Origin of the sequence: Pseudomonas sp. DR48, from assembly GCF_019823085.1 — a bacterium.
Taxonomy (GTDB): Bacteria; Pseudomonadota; Gammaproteobacteria; order Pseudomonadales; family Pseudomonadaceae; genus Aquipseudomonas.
Map to the genome: position 1 here is coordinate 6,698,612 of NZ_CP081946.1, position 22,464 is coordinate 6,721,075.

Below are 22,464 nucleotides of genomic sequence, written 5' to 3' on the forward strand. Positions count from 1 at the left end.
TCAAACTCCTTGAGTGTTCCAGCGTGCGTGGGAATGGCGACCGTCCTGGCTCAACAGCGCGCCGTACATGTCCGGCCGGCGGTCGCGGTAGATGCCCCAGCTCAGGCGCTCTTCGCGAATTGCGGCCAGGTCCACGCTGTGGACCAGCACCCCGCTGCTGTCTCGGTCGGCTTCGGCGAGCAGCTTGCCCTTGTGATTGCAGATGAATGACGAGCCGTAGAAGCTCATCTGCAAGTCTGGATCGGTGGTTGCCACCTCACGACCGACGCGATTCGCCGCGACCACGGGCAGGATGTTCGCGGCGGCATGACCGCGCATGGTCATCTGCCAGTGATCGCGCGAATCCAGTGTGGCGCAGCCCGGTTCGGAACCGATGGCGGTGGGAAACAGCAAGATTTCGGCGCCCATCAGCGCCAGGCAACGGGCGGTTTCGGGGAACCACTGATCCCAGCAGATGCCCACGCCAAGACGCCCGAACGCGGTGTCCCAAACGCGGAAGCCGGTATCGCCGGGGCTGAAGTATTCCTTCTCCTGATAGCCGATGGCGTTGGGGATATGGGTCTTGCGATACACCCCCAGCAAACGCCCGTCGGCATCCGCCACGCTCAGGGAATTGAAGTAGGCATTGCCGGCCTTCTCGAACCAGCTCAGCGGCAACACCACCCCTAACTCTTTGGCCAGTGCGGCAAAGCGCTTGAGTACGGGGCTGTACCGATACTCTTCAGCCAACATCAAATGCTTATGGCTCTGCTCGATGCAGAAATACGGTGTGGCGAACAGCTCTTGCAACAGGATGACCTGGGCGCCCTTCCCGGCCGCGTCCCGGACCAACTGCTCGGCTTGATCAAGGTTGTGCGGTAAATCCCAGGTGCAAGGCATCTGCGTGGTGGCAATCGTCAGCAACGTCATGGCATCAACCCTCCACCGGCCAGGCCGGCTGCTGCTGGGTGATGCAATGCACCCCGCCGCCGCCATGCGCCAGATGGTTGATCCGCACCGGCACCACCTCGCGCCCCGGGAAGGCATGAGTCAACACCTCGGCCGCCGCGTGGTCGGCATCGATGCCATAGGCCGGCATGATGATCGCGTTGTTGGCGATATAGAAATTGGTGTACGAGGCGCAGAACACTTCGGCGTCGGTGTCCACGGCATCGGTGGCTTCAAACAACTCGATCAACTCGAACCGCCGGCCATTGGCATCGGTGGCCAGTTCCAACGCACGACGGTTTTCCCGGGCGACCTCGGCATACACCGATTGCGTGTCGTGGGTGGCGTCCACCAGCAGCACACCAGGACGAGCGAATGCACAGACGCCATCGACGTGGCCATCGGTCATGTCGCCGGTCACGTAATCCGGATCACCCGGTAGCCAGATGGTTTTCTTCACGCCCAGCAGGCGGGTGAAGATCTCTTCGATTTCAGCCTTGGTCATGCCCGGATTTCGATTGGGATTGAGCAGCACCGACTCGGTGGTAATCAGCGTGCCCTCACCGTCGACATGAATCGCCCCGCCTTCATTGCTCAAAGGTGTGCCGAAGCACTGCATCCCCAAGTGATTGAGCGCGCGGCGCGCCAGGCTCTGATCCAGGTCGTGCGCCGACTTGCCGCCCCACGCGTTGAAGCGCCAACTCACACCGGCCATCCCGTGTTGCGGGTGGCAGACGAAGCTTGGGCCTGAGTCACGGCACCAACTGTCATTCACCGCCATTTCGATCAATTCAATGTTGGGTCCGCACAGCGCTTTTGCGCTGGCGACAGCAGACGGATCGACCACCATTTTCACCGGTTCGAAACGGGCAATGGCGTTGGCGACCCGAGCGAAATCTTCTTGTACCAACGGCAAGGTAACGCGCCAACCCGACTCCCAGAGTGCCCGGTTGTGCGGCCAGACCATCCAGGTCGCGGTGTGTTTAACCCACTCGGCCGGCATCCACCAGCCGCCGTTTTGAAGTTGGTTCTGCTGCATGATAAAAAGCCCCTTAGTTAAGCCATTGTGTTCAACAAAACTGCCTTGGCGGTCTTGGCATGCATGCTACGGCTGTAAAAACGGGCCAACAAACGATGGATTTTGCAGAAAAGTGATTAGAGGAACTTATCAATATGCTCAAGCACTGGCCCCCGCTCAGCACCCTTCGCGGCTTTGAAGCCGCCGCCCGCCTGGGCAGTTTTCACAAGGCCGCCGACGAATTGCACCTGACTCAATCGGCGATCAGTCAGCAGATTCGAACGCTTGAGGCGTACCTGGAACAGCCGCTGTTTTTCCGCAGTGGACGCAGCGTCAGCCTGACCGATGCCGGCCACGATTTGCTCAGCACCACCCAAGCGTTGTTGCAGCAATTGGCGGTCGGCATTCGCCGCCTCGGGCAATACCAGAAACCCAATCAACTGGTGCTCAACACCACGCCGACGTTTGCCCGTCATTGGCTGCTGCCACGGCTGGGGGATTTTCGCCGGCAGCACCCGGAAGTCGACCTGTGGATTTTCAGCACCGATGAAGTGCCGGACATGACCACGCAGACCATCGATCTCGCGGTGCGCGACGACATCAGTTCCCAGGCCGAATGCAGCTTCAAAGTGCTGCACGCCGACCGCCTTTACCCAGCCTGCCACCCGGACCTGTTGGTGCTGCCCGCCGAGCAACGCACCACGCTTCACGGCGAACGGGAAATGGACTGGAGTCATTGGGCGGTGGAGGCCGGAATTGATGTCGGTCAGAAGGATCAGGGATTGAATTTCTCCGATCCTGGCCTGTTGCTGGACGCAGCATGCGCAGGGCTCGGCATCGCGCTGGTCAGTCAATTGCTGAGCCAGCCAGCGCGCGCCAACGGCTTGTTGCAACCCTTGGTGGAAGACACCATTCGCGGACCGAACTGGGCCTTGTTGACCCATCGCGACAGCGAAAACAATCCGCTGGCGCGAAGCTTCGTCGGTTGGCTGCTGAGTAACCTCGATGCCGCCAGCCAGACGACATAGTGTTTACCCCTGAGAAACACTCTTGAAATTGGGCAACAGGGTCGCCGTCGATGACGTCACTGCGCTGAGGTCTGCCTGAACCGTCTCAGGCTTCTCTTCGTCGACCACCTCCCCGTTCAGCGCCTTGTTCATCTTCACGGTGTCCAGTGCGCCGACCCATTTGGCAATGGCCATGGTGCCGACGCCGTTGCCGATGGTGTTGGTGATCGCCCGCGCTTCCGACATGAATCGGTCCACGCCCAACAGCAACACCATGCCCGCCACCGGAATGGTGCCCAGGGATGACAATGTCGCCGCCAGAATGATGAACCCCGAACCGGTCACACCGGCAGAACCTTTGGAGGTAAACATCAACACCGCCAGGACGATCAACTGATCCGTCAGGGTCAGCGGCGTGTTGGTGGCCTGGGCGATGAAGATCGCGGCGATGGTGTAGTAGATCGCCTGACCGTCCGGGTTGAAGGTCAAGCCCGAGGGAATGATCATCCCCGCCACGGGCTTGGAGACACCGGCCTTTTCCATCTTGGAAATCATCTGCGGCAGCACCGATTCCGAAGAGCTGGTGCCCAGCACGGTGAACAGTTCTTCCTTGATGAACTTCAGGAACTTCCACAGGCTGAAACCGCTGTAGCGACAGATCGGCCCCAGCACGAAAATCACGAACACGGCGCAGGTCAGATAGACGCAGGCCATGAGTTTTCCGAGTGAGAACAACGAGCCAAAACCGTATTTGCCGATGGTGAATGCGATGGCACCGAAGGCACCGATCGGCGCCAGGCGCATCACCATGTTGACGATGCGGAACATCCCCTGCATCAGGCTATCCAGAGTGTCGACGAACACTTTTGCTCGCGGTCCCACGTGCGCCAGCGCAATGCCGAGCAGGATCGAAAACAGCAGGATTTGCAGCACGTTGCCCTTGGCGAAGGCATCGACGATGGTGTCGGGGATGATGTTCATGACGAAGTCCATGAACGAGGTATGTTTCACCGCCGTGGTGTAGGTGGCCAGGCTTGAAGTGTCCAGCGTGGCGACATCGATGTTCATGCCGGCGCCGGGCTTGAACACATCAACCACCACCAGGCCGACGATCAAGGCCAGCGTGGACACCACTTCAAAATACAGCAGCGCCCGAAAGCCCACACGGCCCAGCTCTTTCATGCTCTCCATGCGGGCGATGCCCGTGACCACGGTGAGGAAAATCACCGGTGCGAGGAGCATTTTGATCAGTTTGATAAAGGCATCGCCCAAGGGTTTGAGCGCAGTTGCGGTTTCAGGAATGAACACCCCGACGATGGCGCCGAGGATGACGGCGATGAGGACTTGAACATAGAGTTTGCCGAATATTCTTTTCATGACAGGGCCCTGATTTTTTATTGTTGTCAGGAAATGCCAAGGGCGCGGATGCAGTGACCGGCCCCTTGGCGTTGTGCCGCAGTACGACTTGAATCAGCGCTTGATCAGCTCGATCACGGCATCGGTGACCTGCCGGGTAGTGGCCGTGCCGCCCAGGTCCGGCGTGTGCAGACCGCTCTCGGTGACGGCCTCGATGGCCGACATCAGGTGGTTTGCGGCAGCCGCTTCACCCAGGTGTTCGAGCATCATTGCCGCAGTCCAGAAGGTCGCGATCGGGTTGGCCACGCCTTTGCCGGTGATGTCGAAGGCCGAGCCGTGGATCGGTTCGAACATCGAGGGGAATTTGCGCGACGGGTTGAGGTTGGCCGTCGGCGCGATGCCCAGGCTGCCGGACAACGCCGCGGCCAGGTCGGACAAGATGTCGGCGTGCAGGTTGGTGGCGACGATCACGTCCAGGGTCGACGGTTTGAGCACCATGCGCGTGGTCACGGCGTCGACCAGTTCCTTGTCGATCCTGACGTCAGGGAAATCCTTGGCGACTTCGTAGAAAATCTCGTCCCACAACACCATGCCATGTCGCTGGGCGTTGGACTTGGTGACCATGGTCAGGTGCTTGCGCGGACGGCTTCGGGCCAGTTCGAAGGCAAAGCGGTGAATGCGTTCGACCCCGGCACGGGTGAAGACCGACACTTCAGTGGCGACCTCTTCAGGCAACCCTCGGTGAACGCGACCACCGTTGCCGGAGTATTCGCCCTCGGAGTTTTCCCGCACCACCACCCAGTCGATCTGATCGCCGTTGAGCAACGGACTCTTGACCCCAGGCAATACGCGCGCCGGCCGCACGTTGGCGTATTGATCGAAGCCCTGGCAGATCGGCAGACGCAGTCCCCACAGGGAAATGTGATCCGGCACGTTGAGCGCACCGACTGCGCCAAAGAAAATCGCGTCGAAGGTTTTCAGTTCTTCCAACCCACCCTCGGGGATGTAGTAACCGTTTTTCAGGTAGTTGTCCGAGTTCCAGTCGAAGTGCTTGAAGTCCAGTTCGAAGCCCGATTGCTTCGACAACGCTTGCAGCACCTCGACGCCTGCGGCGATCACTTCAACACCGATGCCATCGCCGGGTACCGCAGCAATTTTGTATGCGCTCATGGTTGACTCCACTCTCGTCACGTTCTTGTTGTGCCTGTCGAACGGGGTGTTCAATCAGGGTGTGAGCGGAGTATATGTAGTGAACAAATGAGTGTGAGTTACTCAAAATCACTACATACATGAACACAGGTTACGAATGAGCCAGACCCTGGATTTGTCATTTTTCTACCTGCTGGCCAATAAAGGCAGCCTCGCGGCGACAGCACGGGAACTTGGCGTCACTCCGCCGGCGGTGAGCAAACGCCTGAGCGCACTGGAAGCCCGGCTGGGCATTCGCCTGGTCAACCGCACCACGCGCTCGATGAGCCTGACCTCGGAAGGCGAGCTGTATTTTTCCCATGCCGCGCGCATCCTGACCCAGATCGATGAAGTCGAGCAGTTAATCAGCAGCAGCCGGGCGACGCCCAAGGGACTGATCCGCGTCAACGCCTCGCTGGGATTCGGGCGCCGTTATATTGGCCCGGCCCTCGGCGCCTTCTTCGCGCAATACCCTGAGGTGGAAATCCAGCTGGAAATCAGCGATCACCCGCTCGACCTGGCAACGCACGGGTTTGATCTGGGCATTCGTTTTGGCACCCTGCCCGATGCCGCTTTCCATGCGCGCAAGATCGCCTCCAATCGCCGCCTGCTCTGCGCGTCGCCGCTGTACCTGGAAAAGCACGGTGTGCCCAAGCGCCTCGCGGATCTGCAGCAACACAACTGCATCTTCCTGCGGCAAAACGAAACACCCTACGGCGTGTGGAGTTTTACCAACGGCGGGCGCACGCAAAACATCAAGGTGCGTGGAGCGTTGGGCTGCAATGACGGTGAAGTGGCCCTGAACTGGGCGCTGGAAGGCCACGGTATTTTGCTTAGGGCCGAATGGGACATCGCTCGCTATGTACGCAGCGGTCGCCTGCGCCTGGTGCTGGAGGATCAGACCCCCACTCGCGCCGACGTCTATGCCGTCTACCCGCAACAATTGCACTTGTCGGCGCGAGTGCGCAGCCTTATCGATTTTCTAGTGGAGCGCTTCAAACACATTGATCATTTGGAAGAACAGGAATGAGCCTCGGATTAAACGGACCGACCGATCGTCACTGGCAAGTTCTTGAGCAACGTCTATTTTGACAAGTGAACGTACACTATTACGAAGGCGCATTAGTTGACGCCACCTTATCAATAGCGCCTGACAACATTCAGGCGTCATTAAAGTGGCCATATCAATCACCACACCAGAAACTTAAGACCCTCAAACCAAAAAACGCGACCGCAGACACTAATGTTTAATTCACCAGAACTGACGAACGGACATAAAATAAATAAAACCCTTTAAAAACAACGCACTAACAGAACAGCCTCCTCTCCAGGCAACCCTGTCGAAAATTAGCAAAACCAACACAGACCGGGCGCAAATATAAAAAGTTTCAAACTTATTTATTAAATTAAATAGTGCATTTAACACTTTTAAATATTGATCATAGATGCTAATAATCCGCCCGCCACCGGGTTCTTAAGGCGTCACACCCTTCTCACATGAAGTGAACATCAGCTCTCAGGCTGACTTTTCCGGTTTCAACTAACCCCCAAACAACGCCAGCTTGTTCAAGTTCTAATAAACTCGGACCAGCTATTTCGCTGCGCATAAATCTGCGCGAGGAAGGGCATCATCGCTCGTCATCAATCCAGGATTAAAATCCTATCGATTTTCGGTACCCGTCCAGAAGCCATCAAGATGGCGCCTTTGGTCAAAGCCCTCGCTGCAGAACCTGGCATTGATTCGCAGATCTGCATCACCGGCCAACACCAAAGCATGCTCAAACAGGTGCTGGATCTGTTCGACCTGAAAGCCGATTACACCCTCGATGTGATGACGCCGAAGCAGACGCTCAACTCTCTGACAGCGGCGCTCTACGCGGCGATTGACCCGGTGCTGGACGCGACGTGCCCGGATCGGGTGCTGGTGCATGGCGATACCACCTCGGCCATGGTCGCCGCGATGGCTGCGTTCCATCGCCGCATTCCGGTCGGCCATGTCGAAGCCGGTTTGCGAACCGGTGATATCTACAGCCCGTGGCCCGAAGAAATGAACCGCCGCTGCATCGACCTCGGCGCGGACATGCTGTTTGCACCGACTCACGAATCGCGGCAGAACCTGCTCGACGAACGCCTTCAGGGGCGCACGTTCGTGACCGGCAATACGGTGATCGACGCGTTGCAGATGACCGCGCAGCGCATCGAACGGGACGCTGACCTGCGTGCCAGCCTGGACCAGCAATTCTCCTTCCTGCAGGGCGGCCGCAAGGTCCTGCTGGTAACCGGGCATCGTCGTGAGAACTTCGGCGAAGGCTTCCTCGATATCTGCAAGGCCTTGAGCCATCTGGCTCGGCGTGCCGACATCCAGATCGTCTATCCGGTGCACTTGAACCCCAATGTCATGGGCCCGGTCACCGAACACCTGGGCGGCCTGCCCAACGTGCACCTGATCCAGCCGCTGGACTACCTGGCCTTCGTGCGCCTGATGCAACGGGCACATGTGATCCTGACCGACTCCGGTGGTGTGCAGGAAGAAGCGCCGTCGCTGGGCAAACCCGTGCTGGTCATGCGCGATGTGACCGAGCGACCGGAAGCTGTCGCTGCCGGCACCGTGCGGCTGGTCGGCACCTCGCCGGACTCGATCATCGAGGGCGTCAACGCGCTGTTCGATGACGACCTGCTGTGGCGTCGCTGCTCCCTGGCGGCCAACCCCTACGGCGATGGCCTGGCCAGCTCGCGCATCGTCGACGCCCTGATGGGTCGTCCGGTCGATGAGTTCATCGTCGCCAGCCCTTTGCCTCAATTCCTGCACTCGCCGTCAGGGGTGCCGGTGGCCGAGAAACACCACCCGGCTTTTACCGCTCAGTAACCCAAATCACTTCTCCCCTTATCAGCTCGAGATCTACCTGAATGAAGTCTTCCGTTGCCATCCATACGGGTGCGCTCAGCGCCTTTGCCTGTGGCGTGAGCCTGCTCGCGCTCATGCCGACCTTTGCCTTGGCCGCGGACAGCCCGCTCACCCAGGCGATCAACCGGCTCACCGCCGATACCCGACAAGAGCGTGAGATTCGCTTGAGCGATCTGGGGATCGACGCACCGATCATCCTCGGTTCCACCGATTCGCGACGTGAACTGTATCTGCCGGTGCCGGCGGGCGTTCCTCTGACGGATGCGTCGCTCAATTTTGACGCCAGCTACCTCAATGGCGAAGGCGGCCGCAACACCTTGATGCTGTCGCTGGATGGCTATCCGGTGAGTGCGCAAGGGCTCAGCGAACCTCAGGGCAATGCCAGCGCGATACTCGGCGTGGACAAGAAAGCACGAGACAGCGGCTCGGTACGCCTGGGCGTCGCCTGGTCATCGATCGTGTCGCGTGTGTTGTGCGAAGACGAACGTGCCATCGGCAACGTGTTGCGCATCGAGCCGGACACCCGCCTCACCTACAGCTACGACGCCAGCCTTTTGCAGGACGTCGGTGCAGCCTGGACAGCATTGCCTGGCAAACCGGGGATCATGGTTGCGCCGGGCACGGTGTCCGCCGAAAGCTACGACGCCGCCTGGCGCCTCGGTGTGGCGCTGGAGCGGATCGGCAAGCACGCCCGCATCCTGCCCTTCCCGGCACTCCAGGACAGCGTTGACCTAAGCGGCCTGCGCATCCCGGCCGAGCTGCTGGCGATCCCGGCCTTCGCCAGCCTGAACGGCAAAGGCTCGCAGGTCCTGGCGAACCCGGCGCAAATCGGCGCGCTGCTGATGTTGGGCCAGACCCCGAACGTCCAGGCTGACCTGGCGATCAACGACCCGCAACTGCTCAAGGCCGTCAATGACGCCCTCGACGCCTTGCAGAGCCAGATCCAGGGCCTCGACGCCTCCGCGGTCAACGCTTTCACGCAATGGCGTGCGCAGCACATCAATGCAGGCCTGGCCGCCACTGGCACAGACAATGTGCGCTTGGCACTGCTGGGCACACGCCCGGTGCTGATGATCGCGCCGCAAGCGACCGGCAAGGCCTTGGCCTTGTTCAGCTCGGCCTGGAACTCCCTGGCCCGCAGCCGTCAATTGACGGTCAGCGAAGCCCAGTTGCCACTGAGCGCCGATGGCCGCGTGGCCTTGTCGCGCCTGGGCGGTAACCCCGGCGCCATCGACGTGCTGGCCAAGTCCGACTGGAGCACCTCGTTCCCGCTGGGCAGCGTGGCCTACGACGGTCGCCTGCCTGTGAAAGCAGTAATCGACGTGTCCGCCGCTCCCGGCGCCTCGGACACCGATCCGGTGGCCTCGCTGTTTCTCAACGATTACCTGATTGGCGCGCAACAGCTGGTGGCCAACGGTGAAAAGCAACGCATCGAAGCGCGCATCCCGCGTTACGCCTTGGGCTCGACCAACGTGTTGCGCGTGTCGTTCCAGCGTCAGCCTGTCAGCGATCGCTGCCTGGAAACGCCACAGGCGTTCCCGGTCTCGGTATTGCCGACCAGCCATATCGTGCTGGAAAAAACCACGCTGGGTGATGACTTCTCCGGCATGGCTGCGCGCTTTGCCATGGACACGCAAATCTTCGTGCCACAGGCCTACCTCGAACACCCGGCAAGCAGTTTGCCGCAGGTGATTTCGGTCGCCAACGCCGCCGGTGTTTCGCCGCTGCGGGCAAATCTGAATGTCAGCGCCGACCCGAAAAACTCGGTCACGCCGGACAAGCCTTTCCTGGCGTTCGAGCTGCCGATCAAGGACAGCAAAGAGTCGGTGCTGGTCGATGACCAGGGTCGTCTGCGCGTCAATCACAAGGATCAACTGCTGCTGGACGTGCATCCCCTCAACCACCTGGCCTCGTTGCAAGTGGTCGATGCCGGCAGCCAGCACGGTCTGGTCTATCGCACCCTGGGCGCCGACGCGCCACGCTTCGCCAAGCAGGTTCTGCTGAACCGCGGCGACGTCGCCATCCTCGGTGACAACGGCACCCTGACCACCTTCGACACCCAGGACCCGAGTGGCAGCCAACTGATCGACAACGAAGAACCCAAAGGCCTGGATGCCTGGCGCACGCCGTCGCTGCTGTGGCTGATTCCCGGCGGCATTCTGTTGGTCCTCATCCTGTTGTTGGCTGGCCGTAACGCCCGTCGCAATCGTCAATAACGGTACCCTTCGATGACGTCGCTTTATTGGCCCTACTGGCTGGCCCACTACTACAGCTTCCTGGAGTTCTCGACCATCGTGGTCGCGATATTGATCCTGATCTCCGGGGTTGACGATCTGTTCATTGACCTGTGGTACTGGTCTCGCCGCCTGTTTCGCAAGTTCACCGTGGGCCGCAAGTACCGGCCGCTGACCGCCGAGCAACTGATGGCCAGGGACGAACAACCCCTGGCAATCATGGTCCCGGCGTGGCTGGAATACGACGTCATCGCGCCGATGATCGAGAACATGGTGTCGACCCTCGATTACCAGAACTATGTGGTCTTCGTCGGCACGTACATCAACGACCAGCGCACCATTGATGAAGTGGAACGCATGCGTCGGCGCTACAAGCAGTTGCATCGCGTGGAAGTCCCGCATGCCGGGCCGACCTGCAAGGCCGACTGCCTGAACTGGGTGATCCAGGCGATTTTCCTGCACGAGAAAACCCACGGCATAACCTTCGCCGGCGTCGTGCTGCACGACAGCGAAGACGTGCTGCACCCGATGGAATTGCGCCTGTTCAACTACTTGCTGCCGCGCAAGGACATGATCCAGTTGCCCGTGGTTTCACTGGAGCGCAACTGGTACGAATGGGTCGCTGGCACCTACATGGATGAGTTTGCCGAATGGCACGGCAAGGACCTGGTGGTGCGTGAAAGCATGACCGACACGGTGCCGTCTGCCGGCGTCGGCACGTGCTTTTCACACCGTGCGTTGCGCGTGCTGGCCGGGGAAACCCAGAACCAGCCGTTCAACACCGACAGCCTCACCGAGGACTACGACGTTGGCGCACGCCTGGCCAAGGTCGGCATGAATGCGATCTTCGTGCGCTTCCCGGTTAAATTTCGCGTGCTGCGCAAATCGTGGTTCCGCAAGCCGTACGAATCGACCCTGACAATGCCGTTGTGTGTGCGCGAATTCTTTCCAGACACCTTCCGCACCGCGTTCCGCCAGAAAGCTCGCTGGACCCTCGGCATCGGCCTGCAAGGCTGGGAGCAAATGGGCTGGAACGGCTCGCTGGCCAACCGTTATCTGCTGTTTCGTGACCGCAAAGGCGTGGTGACGGCGTTCGTCAGCATCATCGCTTACGTGATTCTGGTGCAGCTGCTGGCGTTGATCATTCTGCGTCACAGCGGTCTGTGGGACGTGAGTTTCCCGACCCCGTTTGAAACCAACGGCTTCATCAAATACCTGTTGCTGGCCAACGGTGCCGCACTGGTCTGGCGTATCGCCCACCGCTGCTACTTCACCACCGTGCTCTACGGCTGGCAGCATGGTTTGCTGTCCATTCCGCGCATGGTCGTCGGCAACTTCGTCAACTTCATGGCCGCCTCACGGGCCTGGCGCATGTTCCTGGTCGGCAAGGTGATGAACCGCAAACTGGTGTGGGACAAGACCATGCACGACTTCCCGTCCACCGACCTGGTCGCTGTCGCACCGCGCAAGCTGGGCAGCGTGTTGCTGTCCTGGCAGGCGATCAACGAAACCGATCTGCAAAGCGCCCTCATCGAACAGAAAACCCGGCACATGCCCTTGGGCCGTATTTTGCTCAGCAACGGCTGGCTGGATGACGAGACCCTGGCTGAAGCCATCGCTTTCCAGAACGACCTGCCCCGGGTGTTCGATCTAGCGAACAAGGCTGAGGACGCCAACCAGACGCTCGACGATGAATTCGCCCTGCGCTGGCGCGTGGTGCCGCTTGGCCTGAATGCAGACGGCCTGGCGCAAATCGCCGTGGCCAGTCCACTGCCGGCCGAAGGTCTGCAACAGATCAGCGATGAGCTGGGCAGTGAGCCGGTGCAACTGATCGCCCGGGAAAGTGAAATCGTCGCGCAATTGCGCCAACTGAACGTGCGCGACGGCCAGGCCGTACCGGATGCCCGTGCGCCGCTGTTGGGCGACCTGCTGATCGAAATGGGTCTGCTGGATCGCGAGGTGTTCGACCGCGCCATGTTGCAGTACCGCCCGCAACGTCACGGACGCATCGGCGACTATCTGGTCGACAGCGGCGTGCTGCCCCGCGAAATCATCGAAAAGGCCGTGGCACGTCAACACAGCCACTACCCTGCGGAGCTTCCGGCATGAATCGCCCCTTGTTGACCCTCATGGCGACGGGGCTGAGCCTGATACCTGCGCTGGCCCTTGCCGAAAACCTGCCGCTGCCATTGACCGGCCCGGCCTATGTCACCGCCAACGAGGCCTACAGCGCCTACGAACGCAAAGACTACGACCTGGCCATCGCCAAGGCCCGCGAAGCACTGCGTCAGCGCGCCGACATCACCCGTTTGAATACGCTGATTGCGCTGGCGCAACGGGACAAGGAGCTGCGCGACCATCCCAAAAGCTACTCGCCGTCACGCCAGGCTCCGGGCTTCGGCGCCGCGGCACAGGCCTTCAAGGCCTATGATCACGATGACTTCGGCACGGCGGCTATTGCGGCACGCAAAGCCATCGCCCAAGCGCCCAAACGCATGGATTATCGACTGCTGTTGATCGAATCCTTGCAGCGCCAGCAACATTTGCAGGACGCCGATCAAGCCACCACCCAGGCCTTGGCCGTCTTCCCCAATGACGATACGTTGCTGATGCGTCGCGAAGCAATTCGTCGTCAACTGGCCGCACCGCTGGCGGTTGAAGGCTATCGAGCCCTGGAACAAGGCCAAGTACCGGTGGCCGTGGACCGGGCGCAAAAAGCCGTCGCCTGGGCGCCGGAAATCGGCGCCAACCAGCAACTGCTGATCAGCGCCCTGCTCGCTGCCAACGATTATCGCGGCGCCGAACAGGCCGCGACCGGCGCATTGGCCCAGGACGATGGGGAAATCGCTCCGTGGATTCTGCGCAGCTATGCCCTTGATCGTCAGGGCAAGACCCAGGCCGCTCAGGCGGACCTTAATCACGCCCTGGCCATCGACGGCTTGCTGGAAACCGAAACCCGCGACATTCGTTTCTTCGCCGCCGACGCCGCACTGGCCCATGGCGAGCCTCAGCAAGCACTCGATCACCTGCAACCGCTCGCCGACGATGAAGGCGGCGAAGTGGCACGTCGACGCACCGCCGCCCGTATGGCGTTGCGCCAGAAAAATAACGGTGCGAATGTCAGCGCGCGCTTCCCTGCCCCGGCCTTGAACTGCCAGGAAACTGCCTTCGGCCTGGTCTGTGATATCTGGCCGGGCAACCAGCGCGACGGCGGCACGGACATGGCGACCCAGGCTTACGCAGCCCTGGCCCGCAAAGACCCAGCAACGGCGGCGGCCCTGGCGCAACAGGCCATTGACCGTGCGCCGCAGAATCCGGCGTACCGCCGTTTGCTGGTCAGCGCCTTGAGCGACCAGAAACGTGTGCCCGAAGCCATCACGGCAGCCAGCGAAGGTCTCAAGATCACTGGCGATGACGCACGACTGTTGGCCCAACGCGGCCGTCTGCGTCAGCAAGCGGGTGACGATGCCGGGGCTCGCCAGGACTTTACTCAAGCCCTGGCACTGGGCAGCCTGCCCGCTTACGAAGAAGCCAGCCTGTATGCCGCCATCGGCCAGCGCCGAACTGCGCGCGAACGGCTGCAACAAGCGCGGGACACCGGTGAACTCGAATCGATGAGCGAGCTGCAAATCGCTTACCTGTCGGTCCAGGCCGGCGACGATGACAGCGCCCATGAGTCGTTCCGCAAGGCCGATGCCCAGACCCGACTCTCGCCGACAGCCACTCAGGATGCGGCCTACAACGCGATGCGGGTCAATGACGACGAACAAGCCGTCACCTACTTCAAGCGCGTCATCGATTCGACCAATGCCGGCGATCTGGACCTGACCCCGCAGCAGTTGTTCGACACCCGTCGCGCGGTGGCCGATGTGTCGCGCACCTGGGGCTTGACCAACACCACCAGCTATCGCGGCAACAGCACCAGCAGCGGCCTGAGTTCTGCCCCGAGCGGTGGCAGTGGCAGTACCAGCAATGACAGTGTGCAAAACAGCACCGAACTTTCCTGGCGCCCCCTGGGTTACCGCAACGCACGTTTTGTCGAACTGTACGGTCGCGTCACCGACACGCTGTGGAGCAAGAACAGCGATTCGGATACCGGCGTCGATGCGCTGCAAGGCGCCTTGGGCGTGCGGGTCAAACCGTTCACCTCGCTGAACGTGATGGCCGCCGTCGAGCGCACCTTCCCTTTGGGCTCATCGAATGTCGACGGTGACTGGTTGCTGCGTCTGGGTTATGGCTCCAGCATCGGCACCGACCTGCGGGTCGATACCGACAGCTGGTGGACCTCGCAGCTGTACGCCGAAGGCGGTCATTACGTCAACGCCTCGCGCAACTACTTCAACAGCGAATGGCAGGTGGGTCGCAGCTACGCCATCGGCGGCGCGGGTTCGCGCTGGGTGACGTTCCCGCATGTGGTGGCCGCGTTCGACTACGACTCGAAGATGAACAGCGAGACCGGCGCCGACGGCAGCGACCACACATCGTCCGGCAAGGCCGGCGGCATTGGCGTGGGCAACAACGTGCGTTACTGGTTCCGCGAAGACGCGTACAACGCGCCTCGCTCCTACGTGGATTTTTCCCTGCAATACCGTGTGAAGGTGCTGGGCGAAGACAACGCTGAAGGCGTGTTCGCGCGCCTGACCTACTCCTATTGAGGACTTGCATGAACGTTCGAATGTGTTTGTGGCTGGGTCTTGGCCTGCTCCCGATGGGGGCGCACGCCGCCTCTGAAATCGCCCAGCTGTATGCGCCAAAACTGCCGGAAGGTTCGGCCTGGTTGCGCGTGGTCAATCCGTCCGACACGGCCCAGCAAGTGCGGGTCGACCAGGGCACAAGCGTCGCCCTTTCAGCACAAGCCACAGTGGCCAGCCCTTTTCAGGTGGTGGACTCGCGACAGCCGCTGCACGTGACCGTCAATGGTCAGGAGATCAAAGGCCTGAGCGCGCCGAAAAGCGCGTGGGTCACGTTGATCCTCGACAGCGACCCGACACGGGCGCCACGCCTGGTGATCGACCCGCCGTTGCGCGGCAAGGACCTGCGCGCCGAACTGAATGTCTACAACCTGGCCAACGGTTGCGACAAGGCCGAGGTCAAACTAGCCAACGGCGCCCCTGTCTTCAATCAGCTGCCGTTCAACGGTCAGGCCCAGCGCACGATCAACCCGGTACAAGCGACGCTGGTCGCCTCCTGCAATGAAACCGCGAGCCTGCCGTTGAAGCTCGCCCCTTTCAAGGCCGGTGACCGTTACAGCCTGTTCCTGGTCGGCTCGCGGCAGGCGCCACGCCTGATTGGCCTTGTCGACCAGAGCGCGCCATGAACTTTCAATTGAAATCCGCTGGCCGCCCTCCTCGCCTGTCGATTCCTGGCGTGATCGCCGGCCTGTTGTTGAGCCTGTCCGGTGCCAGCGTTCAAGCGGCGTCGGCGGTGATTACTGGCGACGGCGGCTGGTTATTCCCGGCCTGGGAAAGCCTGAGCAAGGTCGACAACGCCGGCACGGCGCGCAACATCGCGCTGGTCAAAACGCTCCAGCAGCAACTGCAACGCGAACACATCGGGCTGATCGTACTGGTCGTGCCCATGAAAGCGCCGTTCTATGCCCAACGCTTGCCCGCCGATCAGCCGCTGAGCGCAGCAGTGAATCAGCGTTACGAGCATTTGCAGAGTGACCTGACTCGCGCCGGCCTGACCACTCTGGACATCAAGCCGATCCTGCTCCGTACCGAGGTTGGCCAGCAGACCGCGTTTTACCGCGCCGACTACCACTGGACAGCCTGGAGCGCGGAAAACACCGCCGATGCCACCGCACAACTGATCACCGAGCGTTACCGCCTGCAAGGTCAACCCGGTGGTGGCGCAGCACTGGGCCAGTGGTTCGAACGCCGCGCCTTCGGCGACCTGGCGAGTAACTTCCTGCCGGCGGTCAAGCGCAAGGCCATTGGTCGCGACATCTACACCGTGCGCCATCAAGCCGAGAACGATTTGCTGATCGATGATGCTCCGGCGCCGGTTCAAGTCATCGGCAACAGCTTTGTCCAGCCTTACCTGGGCTTTACGCAAAAGCTTTCCAATGCCCTGGACCGTCCCGTTGCGCTGACCTGGAATCCCGGCGACGTCGGCCCGTGGGCTACGCTGCTGCAGTACCTGGAGTCGGCGGATTTCGCCCAACACAAACCGCAAGTGATCGTCTGGCAATTCAACGAGGGTCAGTTCCACCTCGGCCCGGATGCAGCGGCCAACTGGAACGCCAAAGGCGTCACCTCGCTGAACCAATGGCATCAACGCATCGACAAGGCTCTGCCGTGAAGATTCTTGGCTACACCGTCAGCCGGGCAACCCTTGCCGGACTTTTGTTCGCCGCCACTCTCGGTGCAGGTACCAGCATGCTCTATGTGACCCACAACAAGACCCTGGAACCGGGGGTTGTCGGCATCGTCTGGCAGCCAGACAACAAGACTGTCGGCATCAATGGCCACTGGGAAAAACTCGGCGCGCGTGAACTGCTGGTGCAATGGACGGTTGTCGACGACCAGGCCTTTGTGGCCGGCACCGGCCTGCCCAGCGTACCGGTTCTGCCCGACTGGGCGCGGATCGCCAAGGCACCGTGGGCGCAGGATGTGATCGTCGGACTGGCCGGTTACTTCAGCGAAAACCGCTCACGGGACAACATCGAGCAACTGGCCGCGACCTCGGAGCGCATCGCCAAGTTGCCGACGCCGCTGCACGTCACCGGCTGGTATTTCCCCGCCGAAGTCGACCCCAGCTGGACCCGCGCCAAAGAACTCCCCGCCCTGCTGGCCAAGCTGCCGCGACCGTTGTGGATCAGCGTCTACGACGGCGCCAACATCGGCCCCGCCGCCACCGCCGACTGGCTCAAGCAGTGGCTGCCCAATGACATCGGCGTGTTCTTCCAGGACGGCGTCGGCGTTTACGCCCGCACCGCCCCGGTGGCCAAAACCTACGCCGACGCCCTGAGCCAACGCCTGGGCAAAGACCGCGTGCGAATCATCGTCGAAGCCTTCCGCCCCCGCTTCGGTGGCGGATTTCGCTCCGCAACCGCCGCCGAGCTCAAGCCGCAAATGGCAGCGTACAACGGTTATCCGCTGTACCTGTTCGACGGGCCGCACTACGTGACGCCTGAGTTGGTGGATCAGTTGGCGCAATAACGTCCGAAGGCGACAAGGGTCTGCTTCCTCGGCACTTGTCGCAAGCAGCGACGAACGCGTAAGTTGCACAGGCTGCCATTCACGTCAGTCTGGAGTTGATCGATGCGCATCGCCTTGCTGTCCGACATCCACTTGTCCGTCAACGCAATCCCCTTTCCCGATGTGGATGCCGACATTGTCGTGCTCGCCGGCGATATCTCGCGCCCGGCACGGGCCATTGAGTGGGCCAGAGCCTGCCCTTTGCCGGTGGTGTATGTGGCGGGCAACCACGAGTTTTATGGCAGTGACCTGATCTCGACCTACGCGCACTTCAAAAGCTTGACCCAAGGCACGCAGATCCACGTGCTGGAGCGCTCGCAGTACATCCACAAAGGCGTGCGGTTTTTGGGTTGCACCTTGTGGTCTGACTATCGTCTGATCGATGACCCAGAGGAGCGGGCACAAGGCATTGCTATGGCGACGAACGTGATCCGGGACTTCACCCATATAAAAATCTCACCCGATTTCGAGGATCCGTTCACCCCGGCAGTGTCCCAACTGATTTTCTTGCAGACCGTTTCCTGGCTGCAAGAATGCTTCAGCCAGGACCCTACGATTCCCACGGTGGTGGTTTCGCATTTCGCACCGACACGGTTGAGCATCAGCCCGCTTTTCGAGCGCTCAGCGATTAACGCGAGTTTCGTTTCAGACCTCGAAGCCCGCATCAAGGAGTGGCAGCCGGCGCTCTGGCTACATGGTCACACCCACGGGAGCTTTGACTATCGGGTCGGCAACACCCGCGTCATGTGCAATGCCCGTGGCTATGCAAAGGACGGCATCAATGAGAACCCTCTCTTTGATGACGCCTGCGTGATTGACCTGGATGTCTGAGGCACGGCCCCGTTTGCCGCGACGTCGGTTTTTCCCATCTGCATCATGGCGTTGAGCGCGCACTTGCCCGCTCAACATCGCCACCGGTCATTGCCTTCTGTTTGCAGGGCAACGACCGGTGAGCGAGACGGGTTACTTTTGTGCGACTAACGCCTTGCGCGCCGCCTTTGCGTTTTTCATGGCGGCCATTTCACGCTCGCAGGCCTCGACATCGAACGAGTTGTCCCACTTCGCAATCGCGAGGGTGCCGATGCCGTTGCCAATCAGGTTGGTTACGGCGCGTGCTTCGTTGAGGAACCGGTCGATGCCTAAAAGCAGTACCAACCCGACCAGCGGAATCGAGTGAATGGTGGTGAGCGTGGCCGCCAGGGTGATGAACCCGGCACCCGCCACGCCAGCCGAACCTTTCGAGGTCAGCAGGAAAACGCCCAACAGAACCATCTGATCCATGAACGTCAACGGCGTATTGGTGGCCTGGGCGATGAAAATCGCCGCCATGGTCAGGTAAATGCAGGTGCCATCGGCATTGAAAGTGTAGCCGGTTGGCAGCACCATGCCGACCACCGATTTCTTGCAGCCCAGTTTTTCCAGTTTCACCATCATTCGCGGCAGCACTGCTTCAGTCGAGCAGGTGCCGAGCGTGATGAGGATCTCGTCCTTGAAGTAGCGCAGAAACTGAAACAAAGGCATGCCTGACCAGCGAGCCACCGTCCCCAGCACCACCACAATGAAGATCAACGTGGTGACATAGAGGGCAATCAGCAACTGGCCGAGCGACAGCAACGTACCGATCCCATATTTGCCGATGGTGAACGCCATACCGGCACCGGCGCCCAGAGGGGCCAGTCGCATGACCATGGCGACGACCTTGAACAAGCCTTGCAGGAACAGATCGATGCTATTGATCAGCGGCTTGCTGGTTTCGCCCATTTGAACCAGGGCAATCCCCATCAGAACGGACAGCAGGATGACCTGCAGCATGACGCCGTTCGAGAACGCGCCAACGAACGTTTGCGGGATGATGTTCATGAAGAAATCGATGGTACCGCCCTGCTCACTGGCAGCCTGGCTGTACTTGGCGATGGCGCTGCCATCCAGCGTGTCGACATTGATGTTCATCCCGACGCCGGGCTTGAGGATGTTGACGACGATCAGGCCGATGACCAGCGCAATGGTTGAAAGAACCTCGAAATACAGGAGCGATTTGGCACCAATCCTCCCAACCTCTTTGATGCTGCCCATCTTGGCGATACCGACCACCACCGTGCCAAAGATAATAGGCGCCAGGAGCATCTTGATGAGCCGGATAAAGCCATCTGCAAAGGGTTGAAGCTTGGCGCCGAATTGCGGTTCAAAGTGACCGATGGCTGCACCGATCACGATGCCGATCAGCACCTGCACATAAAGCTGGCCGTACCAGCGGGACTTGGAGATTTCCACGGAAGCACCTCATTTTATTGTTGTGATGGGCGTGTGGCGTGGCGTCGGTGGGTGACGCCTGATCACTGCGACCTCCGGCTGGGAGGCCGCAGCTTGGCGGCTATCAGCCTTCGCCCAGCTCGCGCATTACCGCGTACAAGGCAGACTTGGCTTCGAAGCCGACGCCCGGGATATCCGGCAGGCCGACGTAACCGTTTTCCACACGAATCCCGTCAGCGAAGCCGCCGAAAGGCTGGAACACGTCGGGATAGGATTCGTTGCCGCCCAGGTGCAGGCCGGCGGCGATGTTCAGAGACATTTGGTGACCACCGTGGGGCACGACGCGGCGGGACGACCAGCCCATTTCTTCCATCACTTTCAGGGTGCGCATGTACTCCACCAGGCCGTAGGACAGTGCACAGTCGAATTGCACGAAGTCACGGTCAGGACGCATGCCGCCGTGGCGCAGCAGGTTGCGGGCATCCTGGTGGGAGAACAGGTTTTCACCCGTGGCCATGGGCAATTCATAGTGATTTGCCAGTTCAGCTTGCAGTGCATAGTCCAGCGGATCGCCAACTTCTTCGTACCAGAAGAGGTTGTACTTTTTGATGGCCTCTGCGTACGCAATACCTGTCTTAAGATCGAAGCGGCCATTGGCATCGACCGCCAGTCGACGACCGTCACCGACCACTTCAAGTACTGCTTCGATACGACGGATATCTTCGTCCAGTGGCACCGCGCCAATCTTCATCTTGACCACGTCGTAACCACGATCCAGATAGCTCTGCATTTCCGCCTTGAGCTTGGTCTGGTCCTTGCCCGGATAGTAATAGCCACCCGCTGCATAAACCCAAACCTTGTCATCGGCCACGCCATCGCGATAACGGTCTGCCAGCAAGCGATACAGCGGCTTGCCTTCGATCTTGGCAACGGCATCCCACACGGCCATATCAATGGTACCGACTGCAACTGAACGCTCGCCGTGACCACCAGGCTTTTCGTTGGTCATCAGGGCTTTCCAGATGGCGAACGGATCCAGGTTGTTGTTCTCATGGTCGATGAGAGTCTCTGGATCGGCTTCCATGATTCGCGCCAGGAAACGATCGCGCATCAACGCGCCCTGGCCATAACGACCGTTGGAGTTGAAACCGTAGCCGATGACAGGTTTGCCATCGCGAATCACATCCGTGATAACAGCGACGACCGAGCAGGTCATTTTGGAAAAATCGATGTAGGCATTGGCAATGGGAGAGGCAATGGAAACGGTTTTTTCACGGATGTCGACGATACGCATGACGGGTTCCTCTTGTTGTAGATGGCCCAACGTTATGCTTTGCGATGACACGCGCCCAATGCTATTAATGCCGCGCCCTATGCACAGGAGGCATTGCCCTTGGAACTCGTTTGGCTAGAAGATTTTTCGGCTTTGGCGGAGTACGGCAGCTTTGTTCGTGCCGCTGAAGCGCGCCATGTGACGCAGCCGGCCTTCAGTCGCAGAGTCCGTTCGCTGGAAAACTGGATGGGTGTTGAACTGTTCGTACGCACGCCACAAGGGGCGACGCTGACCGAGGCCGGCAAGCAGATTTTGCCCAGTGCCCAGGAAGCCGCCAGGCGTTTGTACCGGATGCGCAGCGAAGCTCAGGAAGTGGCGGGAATGGCCGCTAAAACACTGCAATTCGCCGCAACGCATTCGCTGTCGTTTACCTTTTTCCCCAGATGGTTGAGAAGCGCGGAAAAAGGCGCCCCGCTTGAGGCAGTGCAACTGCATTCGGACAGCATGGCGGTTTGTGAGCAGATGCTGATTCATGGCCAGGTGCAGTTTCTGCTTTGCCATCGCCACCCCGACGTTCCCCCGCAAATTCCTCCTGCTCAATTCGTCAGCAAAAAGGTCGGTGAAGATGTGCTTGTGCCCTTGGCGGGCAGTTCGGCCAACTTCGGCACGTCGCCGGCATCGCTACCTTACCTTGCGTACACTCAGGAATCCGGGCTCGGGCGCATCGTCGCTCACCGGCTTCAGGGCAAAGCGGACTATTTGCACCTCAAGCCGCTGTTCAGCAGCCACCTTGCCGCCGTGCTGATGTCGATGGCTCTGGAAAACAAAGGCGTGGCCTGGCTACCCAAGAGCCTGACCGAGCAGGAAGTCCTGGACGGACGTCTGGTGCGGGCGCTCGACGAAAGCTGGGACATACCACTGGAGATTCATCTCACGCGTCCGACGGCACCTGTCAGCACAGCCGCCGAAGAGTTCTGGGCCAAGCTGGGAAGCAACTGATTTTCAGGCTTGCACGTTGATCGTGCAGGCCGTTCAGCGGCACCGGCAGGTTCGATCCCGGCACGTGTCCTATCCTTCTATCCAGCCGACCACTCTGGACACCGA

The 22,464-nt window shown here is 60.4% G+C and carries 17 protein-coding genes; 11 read left to right on the forward strand and 6 right to left on the reverse strand.

What is annotated here, in order from left to right:
• Both aguB and K5K95_RS30345 read right to left on the reverse strand, forming a co-directional pair.
• Positions 1-909: an N-carbamoylputrescine amidase gene (gene aguB / locus K5K95_RS30340; protein ID WP_222587495.1), complete on the reverse strand. Its 909-nt coding sequence runs from the start codon at positions 907-909 to the stop codon at positions 1-3.
• Between the two features lie 4 nt (positions 910-913).
• A complete protein-coding gene (locus tag K5K95_RS30345; protein WP_222587496.1) occupies positions 914-1,966 on the reverse strand; it encodes an agmatine/peptidylarginine deiminase in 1,053 nt (350 codons plus the stop codon).
• 134 nt (positions 1,967-2,100) lie between these two features.
• On the opposite strand from K5K95_RS30345, the gene K5K95_RS30350 reads away from it, so the two are divergent.
• Positions 2,101-2,973 (forward strand): LysR substrate-binding domain-containing protein, encoded by an 873-nt coding sequence (locus K5K95_RS30350; protein WP_222587497.1) that lies wholly within the window; start codon positions 2,101-2,103, stop codon positions 2,971-2,973.
• A 3-nt stretch (positions 2,974-2,976) separates the two neighbouring features.
• On the opposite strand, the gene K5K95_RS30355 is transcribed toward K5K95_RS30350, so the two are convergent.
• Together K5K95_RS30355 and K5K95_RS30360 are read right to left on the reverse strand one after the other, a co-directional pair.
• Positions 2,977-4,329, reverse strand: coding sequence for a dicarboxylate/amino acid:cation symporter (locus K5K95_RS30355; RefSeq protein ID WP_222587498.1), 1,353 nt, complete (start codon positions 4,327-4,329; stop codon positions 2,977-2,979).
• 93 nt (positions 4,330-4,422) lie between these two features.
• The gene (locus tag K5K95_RS30360) at positions 4,423-5,478 is read right to left on the reverse strand and encodes a tartrate dehydrogenase (protein ID WP_222587499.1); all 1,056 of its coding nucleotides are present in this window, start codon (positions 5,476-5,478) and stop codon (positions 4,423-4,425) included.
• 136 nt (positions 5,479-5,614) lie between these two features.
• Here K5K95_RS30360 and K5K95_RS30365 point away from each other — a divergent pair, with 136 nt between their 5' ends.
• The 9 genes from K5K95_RS30365 (at position 5,615) to K5K95_RS30405 (ending at position 18,668) form a co-directional block, all read left to right on the forward strand.
• On the forward strand, positions 5,615-6,526 hold the full coding sequence (locus K5K95_RS30365) for a LysR family transcriptional regulator (RefSeq protein WP_222587500.1): 912 nt from the start codon (positions 5,615-5,617) through the stop codon (positions 6,524-6,526).
• A 666-nt stretch (positions 6,527-7,192) separates the two neighbouring features.
• Positions 7,193-8,362 carry a non-hydrolyzing UDP-N-acetylglucosamine 2-epimerase gene (gene wecB / locus K5K95_RS30370; protein ID WP_222587501.1) on the forward strand — a complete coding sequence of 390 codons (1,170 nt, stop codon included), beginning with the start codon at positions 7,193-7,195 and terminating at the stop codon, positions 8,360-8,362.
• Between the two features lie 41 nt (positions 8,363-8,403).
• Positions 8,404-10,617, forward strand: a complete 2,214-nt coding sequence (locus K5K95_RS30375) for a cellulose biosynthesis cyclic di-GMP-binding regulatory protein BcsB (protein ID WP_222587502.1) — start codon at positions 8,404-8,406, stop codon at positions 10,615-10,617.
• A gap of 12 nt (positions 10,618-10,629) precedes the next feature.
• Positions 10,630-12,744, forward strand: coding sequence for a glycosyl transferase family protein (locus K5K95_RS30380; protein WP_222587503.1), 2,115 nt, complete (start codon positions 10,630-10,632; stop codon positions 12,742-12,744).
• Positions 12,741-15,290: an NfrA family protein gene (locus tag K5K95_RS30385; RefSeq protein WP_222587504.1), complete on the forward strand. Its 2,550-nt coding sequence runs from the start codon at positions 12,741-12,743 to the stop codon at positions 15,288-15,290. Before K5K95_RS30380 ends, K5K95_RS30385 begins: the two co-directional genes overlap by 4 nt.
• 8 nt (positions 15,291-15,298) lie before the next feature.
• Positions 15,299-15,952 carry an alginate O-acetyltransferase AlgF gene (locus K5K95_RS30390; RefSeq protein ID WP_222587505.1) on the forward strand — a complete coding sequence of 218 codons (654 nt, stop codon included), beginning with the start codon at positions 15,299-15,301 and terminating at the stop codon, positions 15,950-15,952.
• Positions 15,949-16,938 carry an alginate O-acetyltransferase AlgX-related protein gene (locus K5K95_RS30395; RefSeq protein ID WP_222587506.1) on the forward strand — a complete coding sequence of 330 codons (990 nt, stop codon included), beginning with the start codon at positions 15,949-15,951 and terminating at the stop codon, positions 16,936-16,938. Before K5K95_RS30390 ends, K5K95_RS30395 begins: the two co-directional genes overlap by 4 nt.
• Positions 16,939-17,015: 77 nt before the next feature.
• On the forward strand, positions 17,016-17,798 hold the full coding sequence (locus K5K95_RS30400; RefSeq protein ID WP_409999745.1) for a hypothetical protein: 783 nt from the start codon (positions 17,016-17,018) through the stop codon (positions 17,796-17,798).
• Between the two features lie 102 nt (positions 17,799-17,900).
• Positions 17,901-18,668 (forward strand): metallophosphoesterase, encoded by a 768-nt coding sequence (locus K5K95_RS30405; RefSeq protein ID WP_222587508.1) that lies wholly within the window; start codon positions 17,901-17,903, stop codon positions 18,666-18,668.
• A 132-nt stretch (positions 18,669-18,800) separates the two neighbouring features.
• Here K5K95_RS30405 and dctA read toward each other — a convergent pair whose 3' ends face one another.
• Positions 18,801-20,108, reverse strand: coding sequence for a C4-dicarboxylate transporter DctA (dctA, locus tag K5K95_RS30410; RefSeq protein ID WP_222587509.1), 1,308 nt, complete (start codon positions 20,106-20,108; stop codon positions 18,801-18,803).
• Between the two features lie 103 nt (positions 20,109-20,211).
• The gene (locus K5K95_RS30415) at positions 20,212-21,381 is read right to left on the reverse strand and encodes a mandelate racemase/muconate lactonizing enzyme family protein (RefSeq protein WP_222587510.1); all 1,170 of its coding nucleotides are present in this window, start codon (positions 21,379-21,381) and stop codon (positions 20,212-20,214) included.
• Between the two features lie 99 nt (positions 21,382-21,480).
• Between K5K95_RS30415 and K5K95_RS30420 the strand changes: the two genes are divergently transcribed.
• Positions 21,481-22,359 (forward strand): LysR family transcriptional regulator, encoded by an 879-nt coding sequence (locus K5K95_RS30420; protein ID WP_222587511.1) that lies wholly within the window; start codon positions 21,481-21,483, stop codon positions 22,357-22,359.
• Positions 22,360-22,464: the final 105 nt, after the last annotated feature.